Origin of the sequence: Legionella birminghamensis (assembly GCF_900452515.1) — a bacterium.
Classification (GTDB): Bacteria; Pseudomonadota; Gammaproteobacteria; order Legionellales; family Legionellaceae; genus Legionella_C; species Legionella_C birminghamensis.
This window is the reverse complement of sequence record NZ_UGNW01000001.1, coordinates 2538983-2560247: the sequence shown is the minus strand read 5'-3', so window position 1 is coordinate 2560247 and position 21265 is coordinate 2538983. Positions and strand designations below refer to the sequence as shown.

Genomic DNA, 21265 nt, shown 5'->3' with positions numbered 1-21265 from the left:
TGCGTCATACCATGACCTGAGTTACTCTTGCAATTATAGTAATGACTTAGAGCCATATATGGATATCGCCGAGCTATTAGCCTTCTCTGTAAAAAATAATTCTTCCGATTTGCATTTATCCGCTGGCATGCCTCCGATGATTCGGGTAGATGGCGATTTGAGAAAAATTAATATTCCGCCGCTGGAGCATAAAGATGTCATAAAAATTATGTATGACATCATGAATGATAAACAGCGCAAGGAATATGAGGAGCATCTGGAGACCGATTTCTCCTTTGAAATTGCCAACCTCGCGCGTTTTCGGGTTAATGCCTTTAACCAGGCCCGTGGGGCGGGTGCAGTATTTCGGACAATCCCCTCCAAGATTCTCGGCATGGAAGAGCTGGGATTGCCGCCGGTGTTTACGGAAATTGCATCATTCCCTAAAGGACTGGTGTTGGTGACCGGTCCCACGGGTTCGGGTAAAAGTACGACGCTTGCTGCTGTTATCGACTATATAAATTCAACTCGTTATGATCATATCTTAACCATAGAAGACCCGATTGAATTTATGCACACCAGTAAGAAATGCCTGGTTAACCAGCGTGAGGTGCATCGTGATACCCATAGCTTTGGTGCGGCTTTACGTTCAGCATTGCGGGAAGACCCTGACATTATTCTTGTCGGTGAGCTCAGAGATCTGGAAACTATTCGACTGGCGATGACTGCGGCAGAAACGGGGCATTTGGTGTTTGGAACCTTACATACCAATTCGGCCACCAAAACAATTAACCGTATTATTGATGTTTTTCCTGGTGATGAAAAATCGATGGTGCGCACCATGCTTTCGGAGTCATTGCAGGCTGTAATTGCTCAAACACTATTAAAAAAACGGGGCGGGGGCCGATTGGCTGCTCTCGAAATCATGATTTGCAATTCTGCTATCCGTAACCTGATTCGCGAGGACAAGGTCGCGCAGATGTATTCTTCAATCCAGACCGGTCAAAGCAGGGGAATGCAAACTTTAGATCAGCATCTTACGCAACTGGTCAATCAGGATCTGATTGCACGGCAAACGGCTCGTGAAATTGCGATTAACAAGTCAATATTCTAGATCGATCTGTTTTAAACGGCCTGTTATTCATTTTTTATTTCAGGTAATATCACGCATTCCCGAATTTTTAAGGATGAAAAGTGTTTAAGCAATGGGTAAAAGCCGCTTCTTTTGCTGGCTTACTTTTTTCAGGGGCAGCTGAAGCAGCGATCCCCAAATTTAGTCTGGAACCTCTGACTCCAACGATTTTGCAGGTACCGTTTAATTCAACTGCAAGCGTTAGCTATCTGGTAAGAAATAACACCAGTGTTCCTCGTATCCTGACAATGGAGCCGTTACCGGGCATAAGCCAGGTAGTTAACACTGGAACTTGTGGCAATCCTTTTTTTCTAAGCCCGGGTCAAACCTGTGTCTTGAGCCTTCAGGTTAATGGTAATTTATTGCCAGCCAGTGGTATTCATGATGGTCCTGTGGTGTGTAAAACCCTTGGAGCCGGAAATAATAATCCCGATCCCTTCTTATGCTCTCGTCCAGGCCCTGCTGCAATCCTGAATATTAGCGTGGCTGCTCCGACAACCGGCCATTTGCAATGGTCATCCAATGGAACACCAATCACAAGTATTGACTTATTAACCAATACCAGTGGCAACATTACTTTAAGCAATACAGGGATCAATACTGTCTATAATCTGCAGATAACTATTCCCGCTCCCTATAATGCTTATTTCACCAATGGTTGCGGCGCCAGCTTATTGCCGAATAGCAGTTGCAATATAGCCTATGCAATTCCCTCGCCGGTATTCTCAAATAATTTTGTCATAACCGCTTCAGCGACTAATGCCAATAACAGCCCTTTGCCGTTGGCAGTGGAAATTGGGGCAGTGGGATCAGTGCAATGCTGGGGGGATAATTCTTCCGGGGAATTAGGGAACGGTACAACCTCTCCGCCACAACCGCCAGTCACTTCTCCGGCTGACCCGAATAGCGTTGTTTTTGGGATTACTAATGCAACGGAAGTCAGTGGAGGCAGCAATTATACCTGCGGTATGCTCGAAACTGGCATAGTGCAGTGCTGGGGAAGCAATACAGATGGGCAGTTAGGTAATGGCGCTGCACTTCCTGGCGGTCCTGTTCTGTTTCCGGGTAATGTTCTGGATATTAATACGGCCGTCGATCTCAGCGCTGGCGAATCGCATGCCTGTGCAGTACTTGCCAATGGCACTATGAAATGCTGGGGGCAAAATACATACGGACAATTAGGTAATGGCTTAAACACTAATAGCAGTACGCCTGTTACCGTCACAGGAATTAGCAACGCAGTGGAAGTCAGTGCCGGTCAGCTCCATACCTGCGCGGTTCTGGCAACTGGCCAGGTTGCTTGTTGGGGGGCGAATGATGAGGGTCAATTGGGGAATGGCACTACCAACCCTCTGCCCCAATTTTTCCCGCCTGCCCTCGTACCTGGAATTACTAATGCGATTGCAATTACCAGTGGCTCTAAATTCACCTGTGCCCTCCTTGCAAATAGGCAGATGAAATGCTGGGGGCGAAATGCAGAAGGGGAGTCTGGCAGCGGACAATTTAGTGCTTCTGAACCAACACCTGTTACCGTTGTGAGTCTGTCTGGTTCAGGCGTTTTATCCGGTATTGTTGATATTTCAGCCAGAGGAGATCATATCACTGTATTAGCAGGCAACGGCCAGGTTTACGCTTGGGGTTTAAATAATGTGGGGCAATTAGGAAACGGTAATCTTATCAATAGTGCAGTCCCTACAGCTGTTGTAGGCCTCAGCGATTCTGCCATTGATGTTGGCTCAGGAATTGCCCACGCCTGCGCCCTGCTGGTTACTGGCCAAATGGAATGCTGGGGAATAAATGATCATGGCCAATTAGGTCTGGGCAATGCACCCCCTCCAGCTCCTGTACCGCCAAATATTTATAATTCTGCCTATCCTGTACAAGGCTTAACAAATGGTATTGGCTTGTTTGAACATCATTCAGACTTTGTCAGTTGCGTAATCGTTCCATAAATTCTATCTCCACTCGGGAATACCGCTTTTTTTCTGGCGGTATTCCGAGTGCCATGCCAGTGCTTCCTGTTTTGCAAATAGAAACGCTTCTTTAATATTTTGTTAATGTTGCTCTACTAAAATACGCTTACTTTCTATCAGTAGAGAAACAATATGGCCGCCCATGCAATAGATAGTCCTGTCATTTTATTTTCACATCCTGAATATGGGCAACGCCTTTTATTTAAAAATAGTGCTGCAAATACGCGTAATGAACTGGGAAAAAATGGGGTAAGCATCCACAATGGATTCAGTTCACTTTTCTATAAAACAATTAAGATAAATGCCCAAAAAATAAACAGGGATGGAAGTGTAGAAGCAACTACTTTTTCTGTAAATCGCAGCAGCCTTAGCAAGTATTTAGGTATTAAAGATCCCAGGAAAATGAAGGATGAAGATCTGGTTGCTGCTCTCCAAAAACAGTTCTGGACCGATGATCCTGAAAATAAAGAAACCGTAAAAGCTCAGGCTTTAGCGGGTGAGAAGTTGCGGCATGCAGGGGAGCACAATAAGCGGCCGATTAGTAGTTGGCGCAATGCATTAAGTGATTATTTGAAAGGCAGTTTTCTTAATTGGCTTTATAAAAAAACAATAAGCGGTGTCAATCGGATAAAGGTTCGTTTTCTTTTTGTGAGAACGGAAAAAGACATTTTTGAAGCCGGGGAAATATTGGCAAAAAAACGTGTCAAACAAGCCTATAAAGAGGTTCCTGCATATAAAGAACATCTGGAACGATCCAAGTTTAAAATTACCTCAAAAACCCGGCTTGTCGATCTGCCGGTTACTAACAAAGAAAACTATATTAAAATCAATCAGAAGCATGATGCAAAAACACACCGTCATGGAAAATACCCAGCGAAAGCAAAGGTAGATACCTCAACAGGAACGACTGGAAAACCAACCCCTTGGGTGCGCAGCCATGAAGAAGTAGAGATTGTAAAGGAATCCCTGCAATTAGCTGCAAAAATACAATTTGGCGATCGAAAACTCCATTATATTGATGCCTTTGCGCTTGGTCCCTGGGCAACGGGCCTTACCACTTATGAACTCATGCGCAATACTGGCAGCGTATTTGCCACGGGTTCAGATAAGGAAAAAATCCTCGATGAGTTGCTTCGTATTGAGAGTTATGACAATGATTTACGCGGACAGGCCTTAGATCGATGGCAACAAAAGCACCCCAAAGACATTAGTGATCAGGATAAGGAATTAATTGGTGATTTAATTAAAAAAGTACTGGCTAAAGTTTTAAAAAATCGCGATTTGGACTTATACGATGCCCTAAAAGAAGCCTTTGAGCAAACTACGGGCCGCAGTGCAGAGCTTGTCCGCCGCTATAAGGGCGAAATACGCCGAATGGCTGCCGAGTTAAATAAGGACAAACAGCAAATCATTATTGCCGGTTATCCGCCATTTTTAAAAGATTTGACTGCTTATGTTGAAAGCAAGGGCTATCATTTTGATGATTTCTCGGCAATCGGTGTAGTCGGCGGCCAGGCGATTTCAGAAGCAATGCGAGAATTGCTGATAGAGAAAGGTTTCAATCAGATTTATTCCTCTTATGGGGCGTCTGATTTAGATATCAATCTGGGAGTGGAAACTGAATTTGAGATAGCGCTGCGTAAAGCGATTGAGAAAAATCCTGGGCTGGCGCGGGAGCTTTTTGGTGAAAATAAAGGGATCCCGATGGTATTCCATTACGATACCATGAATTATCATGTGGAATGTGACGGCGATAACCAACTGATTTTTACTTGCACCCATGATCACCGCTCTTCCGAACGCGCTCGTTATGTTCTGGGAGATGAAGGGCGGCTTTATGCCTGCAGTGATGTTCAGGCGATTCTGGCTAAACATGGGCTTTTCCTCAAACCTAAAACGAATCTTCCTCTGATGTTTGTCTGGGGGCGTGAATCAACTGTTGTTTATAATGGGGCCAATCTGGCGTTTACCGAATTGGAACGTGCAATTACTGATGACGAAGAGTTGAAGGAACAGGTACTCAAAAAAGCATTTTATGCCTACCATGATGAAGAGGGTGCAGAAAGGCTTGAAATATGGCTGGAGCTTGATGAAGGCAAGGAATTTCCTTCAGAAGAGGAGATGCAAGCATCTACACAACGCTTGTTTAACAGCCTTACAGCGATTAATCAGGATTTTAAATGGCAGCTTGAACAGTTGGACAATGGCACCCTACTGCCTGTGGTACGCTATTTCAAACGCGGTGCAAGCCCCATCAGCGAAACCGATGGTCACCGTAAACAGGTACTGGTATTTAAACAAAATGCTAATCTGGCGAGTGATTATCAATTCCCTGATGCAAGTCAGTGCAAGGCAGTTGCTGCAAAAATGGCGCCTGAAATCCTCCAGGAAAAAATACCTCAATTGAAAGGCTGATAGCCTGCTTCCTTAGAGCAAAGACTCCCCTTTGCGGGAGTCTTCTGCAAAGAACCTGTAGTGTATGTCTCTTGATTTGCGATAGAATAAATCTTTTTATTCAGGTCATATAACAATGAATGTTAACGAATCAATTTTCCTGCGCAGCCTGCGTAGGGAGCCAGTGCCGAGGACTCCTGTATGGTTAATGAGACAGGCAGGCCGCTATTTACCGGAATACCGCCGTGTCCGTGCACAGGCAGGTGACTTTATGACGCTTTGTAAAACGCCGGAACTGGCTTGCGAGGTTACGTTGCAGCCGCTTAGACGCTTCCCTTTAGATGCGGCAATTTTGTTTTCAGATATCTTGACCATCCCCGATGCGATGGGACTGGGATTATATTTTGTGGAAGGGGAGGGTCCCTGTTTTCGCTTTCCGCTGCATTCACAAAACGCCATTCAAATTCTTCCCTATGAAGGATTAAACGACCGGCTTGCTTATGTTTTTGATGCTGCTCGCTTAATTCGGCAGGAAATGCCGGCGGAAATGCCGCTGATTGGTTTTTCAGGCAGCCCCTGGACGCTTGCCTGCTACATGGTTGAAGGCCAAAGCAGCCGCCAGTTCCCGAGAGTAATGCAATTGATTGAAAAGGATCCTCATGGAGCTATGCTTCTGTTAAGAAAACTAAGCCATGCAGTCAGCCAATATCTACTGGAACAAATTCACGCGGGCGTTAATGCTGTTATGTTATTTGATACCTGGGGTGGAATGTTGTCGAGCGAAAATTATTTCAAATATTCCTTGAATCCTATGAAGGAAATTGTTCAAACACTGAAACGGCACCACCCTGAGGTACCGGTCATTTTATTTACCAAAGGAGGAGGGCAGTGGCTGCTGCAAATGGCTGAAACGGGCTGTGATGCTCTGGGTCTGGATTGGAATACTGATTTGGGAGTAGCCAGGAAACTGCTTGATGACAAGCTTAGCCTGCAAGGTAATTTTGAGCCTGCCCTGTTATTAAGTGATGAGGAAACGATTATTGATGAAGTAAAGCGCCTTCTTGCTTCTTATGGCAAAGGGCATGGTCATGTTTTTAATCTTGGACATGGGATAACTCCCGATGTTCCTCCTGAACATGTAGGTATTTTATTGGAAGCTGTCAAAACCTACAGTCCTGCTTATCACGAGGGAGTCCAGTGATTATCGAAAGCCGTTTCAAACCAGCCTGGTGGCTGGGAAATGCACATGGCCAAACGATCTATCCTGCGATTACCCGCAGCATCCAGATCGTTGCTGATAGCACAGAACATATTGAATTGGCGGATGGTGATTTTCTTGAATTATCCTGGATGACTAAAGGGCTGCCAGCAAATACACCAGTAATCATTCTGCCTGGTTTAGGCGTTAATCTGAATGCGGCTTATGCTGCCGGGTTAATGAGGGCATTCAATAAAGCCGGCTGGCGGGCAGTGATGATGCATTTCAGGGGCGGCGGAAACCAGCCTAACCGTTTACCAAAAGTTTATCATTTAGGCGACACCAGCGATTTTGCCTGTTGTATTAATATCCTCGCTGAAAGGGAACCCCATACTTTAAAGGCGGCTGTCGGTGTTTCCCTGGCAGGCAATGTGTTGCTGAAATACTTGGGAGAGACCGGCTCGCAAGACTTGTTAAAAGCAGCCGTCGCAGTTTCTGTACCGTTCAAATTGACTCTTGTTGCTGAGAAAGTGAATAAAGGATTCTGCCGCATCTATCAAACTTATCTATTGAAGAAATGGAAAAGAATGATGCATCGCAAAAAAGAGGTTTACGCTAAAAATTGGAAAGATATGTCAAACAGGCTAGATAAATCCCGTTGTTTTTTGAGTTTTGATGAAAACATTACGGCGCCTTTGAACGGCTTTTCCAGTGCCTGTGAGTATTATGAGAAAGCGAGCTCACTCCCGTATTTATCATCGATTAAAACGGATACGCTGATAATCCATGCCAAAGATGATCCCTTCATGACGCCCGATGGTCTTCCGGCGGTTGAGCAACTATCAGATAAGGTTACATTGGAGCTAAGTGAAAAAGGCGGACATGCTGGTTTTATCAGTGGCCATTTGCCAGGGCTCCCTGTTTATTGGCTTGAAAAAAGAATACCAGAGTATATCCGATCGGTGTTTTCTAACAAATCTTAAGACCCTGAACTACTCCGAAACTTCACAATGAAGACTTATCTGAATCCCGCGATGTAGACTCATCCGAATCATCCCGCGATGAAGGCTTATCCGAATCCCCGCGGCAGCGACCGCGGGGCCCGCACGAAGCCAATTGAATGTTAAGAACACTTGTTAATGACTACCTCTTAAATCCTATTTTTTGGTAACTTTAAAACTTGTCTGAGAACCATGCTACTCCAACAGGCATGGGCCCCGCGGTCGGTGCCGCGGGGATTCGGACGTCGGTGCTGCGGGGATTCGGACGTCGGTGCTGCGGGGATTCGGACGTCGGTGCCGCTGGGATACGAGCCCTTCGCCCGCGGGTTGTCGGCAACTATCCTCCCCGTCCCGGTCGCGGATTAAAATGACGGCTCAGCTGTATAGCCATCTCCAATGACTGCTCATAATTCAAGCGTGGATCAACCAGGCTGCGATAGGCATGCTTTAAGTCCTCTTCGTTCAATCCTCGTGCGCCGCCGATGCATTCAGTGACATTATCGCCTGTCAATTCAAAATGAACGCCGCCAAGATTACTGTTCATTTCACTATGAATTCGATCAGCCTGCTGCAGTTCTGATAAAATATTGTCAAAATGGCGGGTTTTAATCCCATCTGCTGTTGTCTCAGTATTTCCATGCATAGGATCACAAGACCAGGTAACAGGGATATTGGTTGAATGGACTGCTTCAATCAGAGGAGGTAATAACTGGGAAATGGATTGGGCGCCGAATCGCGTAATCAGCAGCACTCTGCCGGCTTCACAATTAGGATTGATAATTTTGAGTACATCTATTAACCATTCACGCGTTGCTTTGGGACCTACCTTAATGCCAATCGGGTTTTGAATACCGCGCATAAACTCAAGATGAGCACTATCAAGCTGTGCAGTACGCATGCCTATCCAGGGGAGGTGAGTGGATAAATTATACCAGAGACCGTCATGCAGGCGCCTGGTCAGTGCTTGCTCGTAATAAAGATGCAAGGCTTCATGGGAGGTGTAAAAATCAACCTTGCTAAGATTGTTTAATGCATGGCCATTGATGGCCTGAAAAAAATCCAGGGAATCAGCTATTGAATGAACCAGCGAATGATATTCATCGGCCTGGGGTGAATGGTCGACAAAGCGCAAGTCCCATTGCTGAGGATGGTTCAAATCAGCGAAGCCCCCGTCAAGCAGGGCGCGGATAAAATTCAAAGTCATTGCTGCACAACTGTAACCCTGCAACATTAATTTGGGATTGGGAACACGCGACCGGGCATCAAACTGAGGCGAGTTGACCAAATCGCCTCGATAGCTGGGCAGCGTAACTCCATCTATTGTTTCGAAATCCGAGGAGCGGGGCTTGGCATACTGGCCGGCAATCCTTCCCACGCGGATAATTGGCTTGCGCATCCCATGCAGCAGAATCAGACTCATCTGTAACAGAATTTTCAATTTATTGCTGATTACGTCGGAACGGCATTCGCTGAAAGATTCTGCACAATCACCACCTTGCAGAATAAATGCCTTACCTTGTCCTGCTAGTGCTATTTCTTTCCTGAGTGTTTTAATTTCCCCACTGGTAACCAGCGGCGGTAACTGGCTTAACTGCTCAACGACTTTTTGCAGCTGATTTTGATCAGGGTAAACTGCTGCTTGCTGGTAGGAGAACTGTTGCCAGGAGATTGGCGACCACGCGTTCATAAGCACCTTGGATTATTTAAGTATTGTACAAGTATGCGATAACTCCCGGGGAGTAGCAATACATATACAGGTTTCCTTCAAAACAGAATCTGCAAAAAATATTTTATAAGCAGGCTTGATTTTCTTTCTGCCGGCCCCATTTTATTTTGTCGGTAAATTCAGGAGTTGTTCAGATGAGCAGTGAGAAAACAAAAGACTGGAAAAAAATCAAAGAAACGATCGAGCAAAAACTCAATGAAGACACTGAAGATTCGGTTGAAATTGATGATGAAGAGGATGGTGGAAACGGCCAGACAGGCACAGGAAATGCCCTGGATCACCCCAGTTATGTGGCATTGGAAGAAAAATTGACCTTGGCTGAGCAGCAGGCTCATGAAAACTGGGAAAAGTCAGTCAGGGCAATGGCCGAGCTTGAAAATGTAAGGCGCCGCGCTGAAAGGGATATAAGCAATGCCCATCGCTACGGCCTTGAGAAATTTATTACCTCGCTTCTGCCTGTTGCTGACAGCCTTGAGCAAGCCATGCAGTTGGCTGATAAATCGGCGCAGGATGGTATGTATGAAGGCTTGGAATTAACGATGAAGCTGTTTCTGGATGCCTTGGCTAAACAGGACGTCCAACAGATCGATCCGCAGGGACAGCTATTTAATCCCCAGGAGCATGAAGCGATGTCAATGGTGGATGCACCGGGTGCAGAGCCTAATACAATAGTGACCGTGTTTCAGAAAGGATACAAAATGGCGGATCGAATTATTCGTCCGGCCCGGGTGATTGTGGCAAAAAAATAACATAGATTTCAGGGCATTTTGGCTTGAATTTTCAACATTCATCCCCATATGTTTGACTAATTGCAGTAAAAATTATTGGAGCAAAGGCAAATGGCAAAAATTATTGGTATTGACTTGGGTACAACAAACTCTTGCGTTGCGGTAATGGAAGGCAAGAATGTACGCGTGATTGAAAACAGTGAAGGCCACCGTACTACACCTTCAATTGTTGCATTCACTGATGATGACGAAGTATTGGTTGGGCAATCTGCAAAGCGCCAGGCTGTAACCAATCCTGATAAAACTCTATTTGCCGTCAAGCGCTTGATTGGCCGTCGTTTTGACGATGCGGTCGTACAAAAAGACATCAAAATGGTACCTTACAAAATCGTCAAAGCAGATAATGGCGATGCCTGGGTACAGGTTAAAGGCCAGGATAAAGCGCCTCCGCAAATCTCCGCAGAAGTATTACGCAAAATGAAGAAAACTGCTGAAGATTACCTGGGCGAAGAGGTAAAAGAAGCCGTTATTACAGTACCTGCTTACTTCAATGACTCTCAGCGTCAGGCTACCAAAGATGCTGGACGTATTGCCGGTCTGGAAGTCAAACGGATTATCAACGAACCCACTGCTGCTGCCCTTGCTTATGGCATGGACAAAAAACGCGGTGATTCTATCATTGCGGTTTACGACCTTGGCGGCGGTACATTTGATATTTCAATCATTGAAATTGCTGAAGTTGAAGGCGAGCACCAATTCGAAGTACTTGCGACTAACGGCGATACATTTCTCGGCGGTGAAGACTTCGACCTGGCATTAATTGAATACCTGGCTGCGGAATTTAAAAAAGATACCGGCATTGATCTGCATAATGATCCTCTGGCGCTGCAACGATTAAAAGATGCGGCAGAAAAGGCAAAAATTGAATTGTCCTCTGCTCAGCAAACGGATGTCAACCTTCCCTATATTACAGCCGATTCGACCGGGCCCAAGCACATGAATATCAAATTAACCCGTGCCAAGCTGGAATCATTGGTTGAAAAGCTGGTTGAACGTACAATTGAGCCTTGCAAAACAGCACTTAAGGATGCGGGATTAACCGTTTCACAGATTAATGAAGTAATTCTTGTCGGTGGTCAGACGCGTATGCCCCTGGTTCAAAAAACCGTACAGGATTTCTTTGGCAAAGAGCCCCGTAAAGACGTGAATCCTGATGAAGCAGTGGCAGTAGGTGCTGCTATTCAGGCTGCTGTATTGTCTGGTGAAGTAAAAGATATTCTTCTGCTTGACGTAACCCCGCTTTCTTTAGGTATTGAAACCCTGGGCGGAGTAATGACCAAATTGATTCAGAAAAATACAACCATTCCTACTAAAGCCAATCAGGTTTTCTCTACAGCGGATGATCGCCAGACAGCCGTAACCGTCCATGTATTACAGGGCGAGCGTGAGCAGGCATCTGCCAATAAATCCCTGGGTCGGTTTGATTTGACTGATATCCCTGCAGCTCCTCGCGGCGTACCGCAAATTGAAGTTACCTTTGATATCGATGCCAATGGTATTTTGAATGTATCCGCAAAAGACAAGGCAACTGGCAAGGCGCAGTCCATCGTGATTAAGGCTTCCAGCGGTTTGAGCGATGCTGAGGTTGAGGCAATGGTCAAAGATGCGCAATCCCATGCAGAAGAAGATAAAAAATTCAAAGAGATGGCAGATCTTCGTAACCAGGCTGACAGTTTGATCCACAGCAGCGAAAAATCCCTGACTGATTTGGCAGGTGAGCTTGCTGATGATGAGAAAAAAGGAATCGAAACTGCAATTGCCGAGTTAAAAGAAGCTGTTAAAGGAAATGACAAGGCTAGCATTGAAGAGAAGCTGAAAGTTTTATCCGATGCTTCTGGTAAAATGGCTGAGCGTGTTTATGCTAAAAAAGCGGCCGAAGGGCAAGCACAGCAAGGTGCAGAAACACAACACGCCGGACAGCAATCCCATGCTGGAGAAAGCAGTACTGGCAAGTCTTCTTCTGATGGCGTAGTGGATGCCGAATTTGAAGAAGTCCAGGACGATAAGAAATAAGAAATTTTACCCCGCGCAAGCGGGGATCTTTTTTAAACTGTAGCCTTGATAAGTGTCGCGTATCAAGGTTTTTTACGTTGCAGGGGCTACAATTTAATTATTAATGTAGGGTGAGAGAGCGCTTCTTCTCTGGTTTATTCGTCTTTGCGAACCAAGTGAATAATCAGTCGAATGAATCCTGCTCTTTCTGTATTATTCCGCTTTTACCTCAGGTAAAAGCATAGAAATTGGTGTGTGCAGTCATGGATCAGCGGGATTATTATGAGATTCTGGGTGTTAGTCGCGGTGCCAGTGAAGGCGATATAAAGAAAGCGTATCGAAAATTGGCAATGAAGTATCATCCGGATCGTAATCCAAATGATAATGTTGCAGAAGAGAAATTTAAAGAAGTGCAAAGAGCCTATGCAGTCTTATCGGATACACAGAAAAGGACTGCCTATGACCAATTTGGGCATGCCGGCGTTGACGGCGCTGCTGGCGGTTTCGGCGGTCAGGGCGGATTTGGTTTCGGTGATGTGTTTGAAGATATTTTTGAGAATATTTTCTCTGGCGGCAGGGCGCATGGCCGGCAGTCAAGGGGGCAGCGCGGCTCCGATCTGCAATATAATATTCAACTAACGCTTGAAGAGGCAGCACAGGGCAAACAGGTAGAAATCACTGTTCCCAGGCATGCCGCATGCGAAACTTGTAACGGCTCAGGCGCAAAAGCAGGCTCGACCCCAAAAAATTGCGAAACTTGCGGTGGAATAGGCCAGGTGCGAATTCAGCAGGGCTTTTTCTCTATCCAGCAAACCTGCCCCGGTTGTCATGGTGAGGGGAAAATAATAACCGATCCATGTAACAGCTGCCACGGTCAGGGACGTGTAAGGGAAAGCAAGAAATTAACGGTTAAAATCCCTGCGGGCGTTGATAATGGCGATAGGGTACGCTTGTCTGGAGAAGGGGAAGCCGGAATTTATGGTGGAGGCTCAGGGGATTTGTATGTACAAATCAGTGTTAAACAGCACGCTATTTTTGAACGTCATGAGAGCGATCTTTATTGCGAAGTGCCAATCAGTTTTGCTACGGCAGCTTTAGGCGGCACTATCGAGGTGCCGACACTTGAGGGGCGCGTCAGCCTGAAAATACCAGCGGAAACACAAACAGCAAAAGTATTTCGTTTGCGCGGCAAGGGAATTAAATCGGTTCGCGGACATGGGACCGGTGATTTGCTTTGTAAGGTAGCGGTAGAGACGCCGGTTAATCTTTCAAAAGAACAGAAAGAATTGTTAACCAAATTGCAGGAATCATTGGACAGCAGTAAAAAAACGCATTCGCCCAAATCAACGTCCTGGTTTGATGGTGTAAAAAAATTTTTTGAAGACATGAAATTTTAGTAAGTCTGAGCTACAATTACGGCTTTGAATATTTTTTTTTGTCCTTTTTGACAAACATCAAATCGAGATGCCCCGCTTGCTTGCAACCGGATTATCTTATTATTGCCCTTTTGTAGGATTTCTTCATGTCTAATAAACCAGCTATACTAGCTCTTGCTGACGGAACAGTTTACCACGGACTGTCCGCAGGTGCTTCTGGCCACTGTGTGGGAGAGCTCGTTTTTAATACGGCAATGACTGGTTATCAGGAAATGCTGACCGATCCCTCCTATGCCCGCCAGATCATCACTCTGACTACTGCGCATGTCGGGAATACAGGTTGTAACGAAGAGGATATGGAATCTTCACGGATCTGGGCAGCAGGTCTGGTCATGCGTAATTGCTCCCAATACCCCAGTAACTATCGCTCCACTCTCTCTTTACCAGAGTGGCTTAAACGAAACAGTATTGTTGCTATTTCAGGGATCGATACCCGGCAATTAACTATTCATCTGCGCGAACAGGGTGCAATGGGAGCTTGTATTAGCACACAGGTAGATAAGCCAGAACAGGCAATTGCCAGGGCGCGTGCCTTTAATGGTTTGAATGGTGCTGATTTGGCCTGCGAGGTATCGCGTCAGGCAATTGATCGCTGGGATGAAGGCCGGGGAGCCTGGGCTTTGGATTCCCGCCCGCTGCAATATCACGTGGTGGCCTATGATTTTGGCGTAAAACATACCATTCTTCGTATTTTGAAGGATAAGGGCTGTTACATAACACTTGTGCCAGCCAAGACGACTGCTGAAGAAGTGCTGAACTTAAACCCGGATGGTATATTCCTTTCAAATGGACCCGGTGACCCGCTTGCCTGTGATTATGCCATTGAAGCAACCCGCACTTTTCTCGATGCGGAGATCCCTTTATTTGGTATTTGCCTTGGCTTTCAGATTTTAGGTTTGGCCGCAGGCGGTAAATCATTAAAAATGAAATTCGGGCATCACGGTGCAAACCATCCAGTTGCCGAATGCACTGGTGAAAAACGGGTTTTTATTACCAGCCAGAATCATGGGTTCTCTATTGATGAAACCAGTTTACCCGAATGTCTTGAGGTAACTCATCGCTCTCTGTTTGATAATAGTTTGCAAGGAATCAAACATAAAACCAAACCTGCTTTTGGTTTTCAGGGACATCCTGAATCAAGTCCTGGCCCTCATGATATCGAGGTTCTCTTTGAGCAGTTTATTGCGATGATGAAAAATAATAAATAATCAAGAAGTGCCGATATAAGAGCGAGGGACTGTTTTTATATCCCTAAAACGAATCGAGTCTTGCACGTATGACTTGCAAGACAATACAAACCAAGGAGTTTGTATATCAATTTTGATTGCAAACTCATATTAACGTTGAAAGGAAATATAAAAGTGACTGAGCTAAGAGTATTTACTTCAGAATCCGTTTCTGAAGGGCATCCTGATAAAATCGCTGATCAAATTTCTGATGCCATTCTTGACGCAATTCTGGCGAAAGATCCAAAGGCAAGAGTTGCCTGTGAAAGTTTTGTAAAAACCGGAATGGTTCTTGTCGGCGGAGAAATAACTACTTCTGCCTGGGTAGATGTAGAAGAAATTACCCGCCAGGTGATTAAAGATATTGGCTATAACAGTTCTGATATGGGATTTGACTGGGCTTCCTGTGCGGTGTTGTCTGCAATTGGCAAGCAATCTCCGGACATCGCGCGAGGGGTAGATAATCAGGACACCAAAATTCTGGGCGCAGGCGATCAGGGCTTAATGTTCGGTTATGCAAGCCGGGAGACTGATGTTTATATGCCAGCCCCTATTGCCTATTCTCACCGGCTGATGGAGAAACAGGCGGAGTTACGAAAGAATGGCAGTATCCCCTGGCTTCGTCCTGATGCAAAATGCCAGCTCACGCTTATTTATGAAAACGGTATGCCTGTAGCGGTGGATACCGTGGTATTTTCTACGCAGCATCACCCGGATATTGGCTATAATGATTTAGTTGATACCGTTAAATCTGAAATTATTCAAAAGGTCATTCCCTCTGACTGGCTGAATGCAAAGACCCGCTATTTTATTAACCCTACCGGACGATTTGTCATTGGCGGTCCCTTGGGGGATTGCGGTCTGACCGGGCGTAAAATCATTGTAGATACTTATGGCGGAATGGCCAGACACGGTGGCGGATGTTTTTCAGGAAAAGACCCCTCAAAGGTGGATCGCTCAGCCGCTTATGCTGCACGCCATGTTGCTAAAAATCTGGTGGCTGCCGGGATTGCAGAAAGATGCGAGATTCAGGTTTCCTACGCGATTGGGGTTGCTGAACCCACATCGATTAGCGTGGAAACATTCGGCACTGGCGTCCTCCCGGAGAATATGATTATCAATCTGATTCGTGAGCATTTTGATTTAACACCGCAGGGAATTATTGATCATCACGATCTGTTAAGACCGATTTATCGCCAGACAGCTACCTATGGCCATTATGGCAGACCGAATTTACCATGGGAAAGGCTGGACAAAGTCGATGCTTTAAAAAAAGCCCTTTAATCAGAAGCCAGTAACTATTAATTGCAAGGAATACTATGAAACCAACCAATGTAGCCAGTAATCTGCAGAAACAGCAGGACTATAAAGTGGCTGATTTATCGCTTGCCGATTGGGGGCGCAAGGAAATCGCTATCGCTGAAACGGAAATGCCAGGCTTAATGGCATTGCGGGAGGAGTTCGGCGAAAAACAGCCATTGAAAGGGGCTCGCATTGCCGGTTGTTTACATATGACCATTCAGACAGCGGTATTAATTGAAACATTAATTGCCTTAGGCGCTGAAGTCCGATGGTCTTCCTGTAATATTTTCTCCACCCAGGACCATGCTGCGGCAGCCATGGCTGAAGCGGGTGTCCCGGTATTCGCCTGGAAAGGGGAGACAGAAGATGAATACTGGTGGTGTGTCGAACAGACCCTGCGCGGCCCCCAGGGTTGGACACCTAACCTGCTATTGGATGATGGCGGTGATTTAACCCAGGTTCTGCATGAAAAATACCCTGAGATGCTCAAAAATATTCATGGCGTTTCAGAAGAAACAACTACAGGTGTTGCCAGACTGTATGAAATGGCCAGAACGAGTCAATTAATGATTCCAGCCATTAACGTCAATGACTCGGTGACCAAATCCAAATTCGATAACCTGTACGGCTGTAGAGAGTCATTGCTGGATGGCATAAAACGCGCCACTGATGTCATGATTGCAGGAAAGATTGCCCTTATTATGGGCTATGGCGATGTCGGCAAGGGATGCGCACAGGCTTTACGCGGTCAGGGAGCTACCGTGTGGATCACAGAAGTCGATCCGATTTGTGCTCTACAGGCTGCTATGGAAGGGTATCGGGTGGTTACGCTTGAAGACGTGGCTCATGAAGTAGACATTGTTGTAACGGCCACAGGCAACTATCATGTAGTGACCCATGAACACATGCAGCGTATGCGTAATCAGGCAATTCTTTGCAATATTGGCCATTTCGATTCTGAAATTGATATTCAAAGTTTACGTCAGTATCAATGGGAAAATATCAAGCCGCAGGTCGATCATGTTATTTTCCCTGATGGCAAGCGTTTAATTATTCTGGCAGAAGGCCGTTTGGTCAACCTGGGCTGCGCAACCGGGCATCCAAGTTTTGTGATGTCCGCTTCATTTTCAAATCAGGTCATGGCACAAATTGAACTATTCACTAATGCCAGTAATTACCAGAATCAGGTGTATGTACTGCCCAAATTACTGGACGAAAAGGTGGCGCGCCTGCATCTTAAACGCATTGGAGCCAAGTTGACTACACTCACTAAAGAGCAGGCAGAATATCTTGGTGTGAAAGTGAACGGTCCATATAAGCCGGATCATTATCGCTATTAATGGCTTAGATCTCGAATCCTGCGACATAGACGTCGAATCTCCGCAACGTCGACCATTCGAATCCCCGCGGCTTCGACCATTCGAATCCCCGCGGCGTCGACCACTCGAATCCCCGCGGCTTCGACCACTCGAATCCCCGCGGCTTCGACCACTCGAATCCCCGCGGCTTCGACCACTCGAATCCCCGCGGCTTCGACCGCGGGGCCAATGTCTGAGTGATCCTCACAAATTTAGACAGCCAAACTCAGCTTATATCCCAATCCGTTCGGCCTGAGGAGCCGCTTTGCTCCTCCTCAGGCCGAACAGTGCTAATACAATTTGGGTTAGACTGTTTCTATTCGTTAGCTAATGCATTTGTGTAGATAGCTATGGGCCCCGCGGTCGGAGCCGCGGGGATTCGACTGAGGAGCCGCGGGGATTCGACTGAGGAGCCGCGGGATTCGACTGAGGAGCCGCGGGATTCGACTGAGCAGCCGCGGGGATTCGGGTGGTGTTGTTGGATAGGAAAGCGAAAATTACTTCCAGGCTGGTACAGCAGCGTCACCAAACAATTCTTTGGCTTTCGCTTCAACTTCTGGAGATTGAAAAGCCTTCACAAACTCCCCAAGCTGTACTTTCTTCTCGCTGTTCTGATTAATTACAATGAGGTTTGCATAAGGCGAATTTTTATCTTCAACAAAGATTGCATCTTTTAAAGGATCCAGCCCGGCAGGAATAGCGAAGGTGGTATTGATAATCGCCGCATCGACATCATCAAGCACACGGGGCAGCTGGGCCGCATCCATTTCCTTGATTTGCAGCTGTTTTGGATTGTCACTAATATCAGCTACCGTCATCGTTTTCCCATCTTGTTTAAGCTGAACCAAACCGGCTTTTTGCATTAGCAGCAAAGCACGTTCTTCATTGCTGGGATCATTAGGAATGGCAATAATAGCCTTGTCTGCAATTTCACTGATTGCCTTATGCTTGTTGGAATAGATGCCTGTGGGGTAAACAAAGGTTTTACCAATCGGCTCCAGGGTATAGCCATGCGCTTTCATAGACGCTTTTAAATAGGGGAGATGTTGATAAACGTTCGCATCAATACTGCCATCCTGTAATGCTTCATTGGGTAGATTATAATCACTAAATTCAACTATTTTGACGGTTAAATCGTATTTTTTGAGTGCGACCTCTTTGGCAGTTTCCACCAGATCCGTTTCCGGCCCTGAGATGGTTCCAATGGTTAAGGTGTTAGGAGAGGGCTGACTGCAGCCCAATAAGCTTAAGGCCAGAAAAATAAGGGAAAATACGCGCATAAAAATCTCCTGTTAACAATGAGTGTAACGTTTGGCTAATCTATCCCCAGCCATTTGCAAAAATTGCACGATAGCGACCAGAATAACAACGGTGATAATCATGATAGTCGAATTAAAACGCTGATATCCGTAGCGTATAGCCAGATCTCCAAGGCCGCCGCCGCCAATGGTTCCGGCCATTGCCGTATAATTAACCAAAGCGATTGCCGTAACCGTGGTGGCCTGTATTAGCGCAGGGAAGGCCTCCGGCAGCAATATATGTTTAATCATTTGCCAGGTACTTGCTCCCATTGAGAAGCCAGTTTCAATTAACCCCCCGGGAAGCCCCTGATATATATTATCCACCAATCGTGCATAAAAAGGGATGGCGCCTATGGTCAAGGGAACAATGGCTGCGTTAATTCCTATCGATGTGCCAACTAAAAGACGGGTGAATGGAATTAAGGCGACCAGTAGAATAATAAAAGGAATTGAGCGGGTAAAATTGATTAGGCCAGCTGTAAATCGATTGATCCAGGCGTGTGGTTTTATCTTCGCGGACGTAAATAACAGGGTACCTAAGGGCAGGCCGATTAAGGTAGCCAGAATCGTGCTGACTGCCGTCATATAAACTGTTTCAAGGCTTGCTTGAACAACATCAAAAAACAGGTTCAGTGACATAACCTAATATCTCCACAGTTAAATTGGCTTTTTTGCAACGCTCGATAAATGCAGTCAATAAATTCTGATCGGCAATCAGTTCAACAATCAATACCCCGCAGGTCACGGTATCGAAGCGATCGATATTGGCAAGCAGAATATTAATATCAATATGTAATTCACGGCTGGTTTGGCTGATGAAGGGGACTGTTGCATTATCCCCCTGGAAGAGCAGGCGCAGCAGCGGCTTGTTATTGGGCCGTTGGGTGAGGGTGCTTGCCAAACAAGCGGGTAATTGAGGGCTTAATTGCGAATACAACATATTTCTTGCCGGGCTTTGCGGATCATTGAATGCAGAGGCGATTGAAGTAATTTCGATAATTTCCCCTTTTTCCATAACGGCAAGACGATGGCAAATCCGTTTCACCACATCCATTTCATGCGTAATCAGTACGATAGTGATCCCGTAAAGGGTATTAATTTTCTTAAGCAGAGCCAGAATGGATTCTGTGGTTTCAGGATCCAATGCCGAAGTCGCTTCATCACAAAGTAGAATTTTAGGTGAGCAACTCAGTGCACGCGCAATGGCAACACGCTGCTTCTGCCCACCGCTTAATTGAGCGGGATAGGCAGATTTTTTATCGTCCAGTTCAACCAGGGGTAATAACTCATCAATCTTTGCAGCAATTTCTTCTTCGCTGATTCCTTGTATCCGCATGGGCAAGGCAATGTTGTCATAGACAGTTTTTGACTGCAGCAAATTAAAGTGCTGGAAAATCATGGCAATTTTATGGCGGGCCTGACGCAGATCCCCGTCTATTAGTGACGTCATTGATTTATTGTCAACAAGAACCTCACCAGAATCTGGTCTTTCCAGCAAATTGATACTGCGAAGTAAAGTGGATTTCCCGGCACCGCTGCGGCCAATAATGCCAAATATTTCGCCTTCCTGAATAAAAAGGTTGACATTATTCAGTGCGGTTACCTGATTATAAGATTTATAAAGCCCAACTAATTCAATCATGCATATAACCTATGGAGTACAGCAGGCGGGGATTTGGGGCAGGATAGAATATTATCCGCTTTAGCCGTTTTACAAAAACCAGGTACTGGCTTTGTGCGCCCGCAAGCTGAAAGTTCAAATCGGCGCAATTGATCTAATGATACGCTATTTCTAAACAGAGGGGAATAGATTTTTAAAAGTTGCTATGTTTTTGAGCTGGAAAAGATTTTAGAAGTAATTGATTGATTTGACTTTTCCAAAAGATCTTGGCATCTTAGCGAGTTTTAGCAAGGAGCAGTAAATGAAAAAAATAGTCCTCTCTTTAATGGCAGGTGCCGCGTTCTCTGTTCAGGCCGCCGAGTTAAGCAGTTTTTCTGAGGTAGCCGATGCTGTGAGCCACGGACAAGCGTTGAGCTTTGTTTGGTCCGTCAAAAACTGTGTTTCCGAAATGCCTCTTCCTGATCTGACCACTTCTATTCAACCCAACGCTGTAATGCTGGTTGCAGGTCAATTGATAACTGCATCTGATCGCCATTTTACGCTGAATGATCCTTTCCTGCCAGGAACCCCTGCTTTTGGTTATAGCAAATTTGAAGTCACCGCAGATGGCAAGGCAGCTCTGAAAATTACATTAATGCGTGCAGCCGATTATAGCAAAGTGCGGGAATATAGCATTCAGTGCCAGCTTGGAAATGGCTTGAATATTTTTACCGCAGGTTAATGCATTACTGAACCCAGGCGGTGAAGACCATTGGATCCGCGCGGGAAGACCATCGAATCCCGCGGGGATTCGAAGGGGGGTCGCAGCCGCGCGGATTCGGTATAATCTTCGCCGAGG

General features: G+C 45.8%; 16 protein-coding genes. 12 read left to right on the top strand and 4 right to left on the bottom strand.

Going from position 1 to position 21265, the window contains the following annotated elements; translation table 11 throughout:
* The first annotated feature begins 58 nt into the window (after positions 1-58).
* From DYH42_RS10825 to DYH42_RS10805, 5 genes are all read left to right on the top strand, one after another.
* Positions 59-1093 carry a type IV pilus twitching motility protein PilT gene (locus DYH42_RS10825; RefSeq protein ID WP_058523670.1) on the top strand — a complete coding sequence of 345 codons (1035 nt, stop codon included), beginning with the start codon at positions 59-61 and terminating at the stop codon, positions 1091-1093.
* Positions 1094-1173: 80 nt separating this feature from the next.
* On the top strand, positions 1174-3063 hold the full coding sequence (locus DYH42_RS10820) for an RCC1 domain-containing protein (protein ID WP_058523671.1): 1890 nt from the start codon (positions 1174-1176) through the stop codon (positions 3061-3063).
* Between the two features lie 153 nt (positions 3064-3216).
* The gene (locus DYH42_RS10815; protein WP_058523672.1) at positions 3217-5499 is read left to right on the top strand and encodes a phenylacetate--CoA ligase family protein; all 2283 of its coding nucleotides are present in this window, start codon (positions 3217-3219) and stop codon (positions 5497-5499) included.
* A gap of 115 nt (positions 5500-5614) precedes the next feature.
* A complete protein-coding gene (hemE, locus tag DYH42_RS10810) occupies positions 5615-6679 on the top strand; it encodes a uroporphyrinogen decarboxylase (RefSeq protein ID WP_058523673.1) in 1065 nt (354 codons plus the stop codon).
* Complete coding sequence (locus tag DYH42_RS10805) at positions 6676-7659, top strand: hydrolase (protein WP_058523674.1); 984 nt, start codon at positions 6676-6678, stop codon at positions 7657-7659. Before hemE ends, DYH42_RS10805 begins: the two co-directional genes overlap by 4 nt.
* 355 nt (positions 7660-8014) lie before the next feature.
* Here the strand turns inward: DYH42_RS10805 and DYH42_RS10800 are convergent, their stop codons facing one another.
* A complete protein-coding gene (locus tag DYH42_RS10800; protein WP_058523675.1) occupies positions 8015-9364 on the bottom strand; it encodes a 3-deoxy-7-phosphoheptulonate synthase class II in 1350 nt (449 codons plus the stop codon).
* A gap of 173 nt (positions 9365-9537) precedes the next feature.
* Between DYH42_RS10800 and grpE the strand changes: the two genes are divergently transcribed.
* The 6 genes from grpE to ahcY all read left to right on the top strand — a co-directional run bounded on the left by grpE (position 9538) and on the right by ahcY (position 17487).
* A complete protein-coding gene (gene grpE, locus DYH42_RS10795) occupies positions 9538-10152 on the top strand; it encodes a nucleotide exchange factor GrpE (RefSeq protein ID WP_058523676.1) in 615 nt (204 codons plus the stop codon).
* 90 nt (positions 10153-10242) lie between these two features.
* Positions 10243-12204 carry a molecular chaperone DnaK gene (gene dnaK, locus DYH42_RS10790; protein ID WP_058523677.1) on the top strand — a complete coding sequence of 654 codons (1962 nt, stop codon included), beginning with the start codon at positions 10243-10245 and terminating at the stop codon, positions 12202-12204.
* Positions 12205-12446: 242 nt separating this feature from the next.
* Positions 12447-13580 (top strand): molecular chaperone DnaJ, encoded by a 1134-nt coding sequence (dnaJ, locus tag DYH42_RS10785; RefSeq protein WP_058523678.1) that lies wholly within the window; start codon positions 12447-12449, stop codon positions 13578-13580.
* 125 nt (positions 13581-13705) lie between these two features.
* Entirely contained in the window at positions 13706-14827 is a 1122-nt protein-coding gene (gene carA, locus DYH42_RS10780) for a glutamine-hydrolyzing carbamoyl-phosphate synthase small subunit (RefSeq protein WP_058523679.1), read from the top strand.
* 153 nt (positions 14828-14980) lie between these two features.
* Positions 14981-16129, top strand: a complete 1149-nt coding sequence (gene metK / locus DYH42_RS10775; RefSeq protein WP_058523680.1) for a methionine adenosyltransferase — start codon at positions 14981-14983, stop codon at positions 16127-16129.
* A gap of 35 nt (positions 16130-16164) precedes the next feature.
* A complete protein-coding gene (gene ahcY, locus DYH42_RS10770; RefSeq protein WP_058523681.1) occupies positions 16165-17487 on the top strand; it encodes an adenosylhomocysteinase in 1323 nt (440 codons plus the stop codon).
* A 515-nt stretch (positions 17488-18002) separates the two neighbouring features.
* On the opposite strand, the gene DYH42_RS10760 is transcribed toward ahcY, so the two are convergent.
* The 3 genes from DYH42_RS10760 to DYH42_RS10750 are packed head-to-tail and all read right to left on the bottom strand — an operon-like array spanning position 18003 to position 20448.
* On the bottom strand, positions 18003-18785 hold the full coding sequence (locus DYH42_RS10760) for a MetQ/NlpA family ABC transporter substrate-binding protein (protein ID WP_058523182.1): 783 nt from the start codon (positions 18783-18785) through the stop codon (positions 18003-18005).
* A gap of 12 nt (positions 18786-18797) precedes the next feature.
* Complete coding sequence (locus DYH42_RS10755; protein ID WP_058523183.1) at positions 18798-19445, bottom strand: methionine ABC transporter permease; 648 nt, start codon at positions 19443-19445, stop codon at positions 18798-18800.
* Positions 19423-20448, bottom strand: coding sequence for a methionine ABC transporter ATP-binding protein (locus DYH42_RS10750; RefSeq protein WP_058523184.1), 1026 nt, complete (start codon positions 20446-20448; stop codon positions 19423-19425). The genes DYH42_RS10755 and DYH42_RS10750 overlap by 23 nt, the downstream gene beginning before the upstream one ends.
* Positions 20449-20728: 280 nt before the next feature.
* On the opposite strand from DYH42_RS10750, the gene DYH42_RS10745 reads away from it, so the two are divergent.
* Positions 20729-21148: a VirK family protein gene (locus DYH42_RS10745; RefSeq protein WP_058523185.1), complete on the top strand. Its 420-nt coding sequence runs from the start codon at positions 20729-20731 to the stop codon at positions 21146-21148.
* Positions 21149-21265 lie beyond the last annotated feature (117 nt).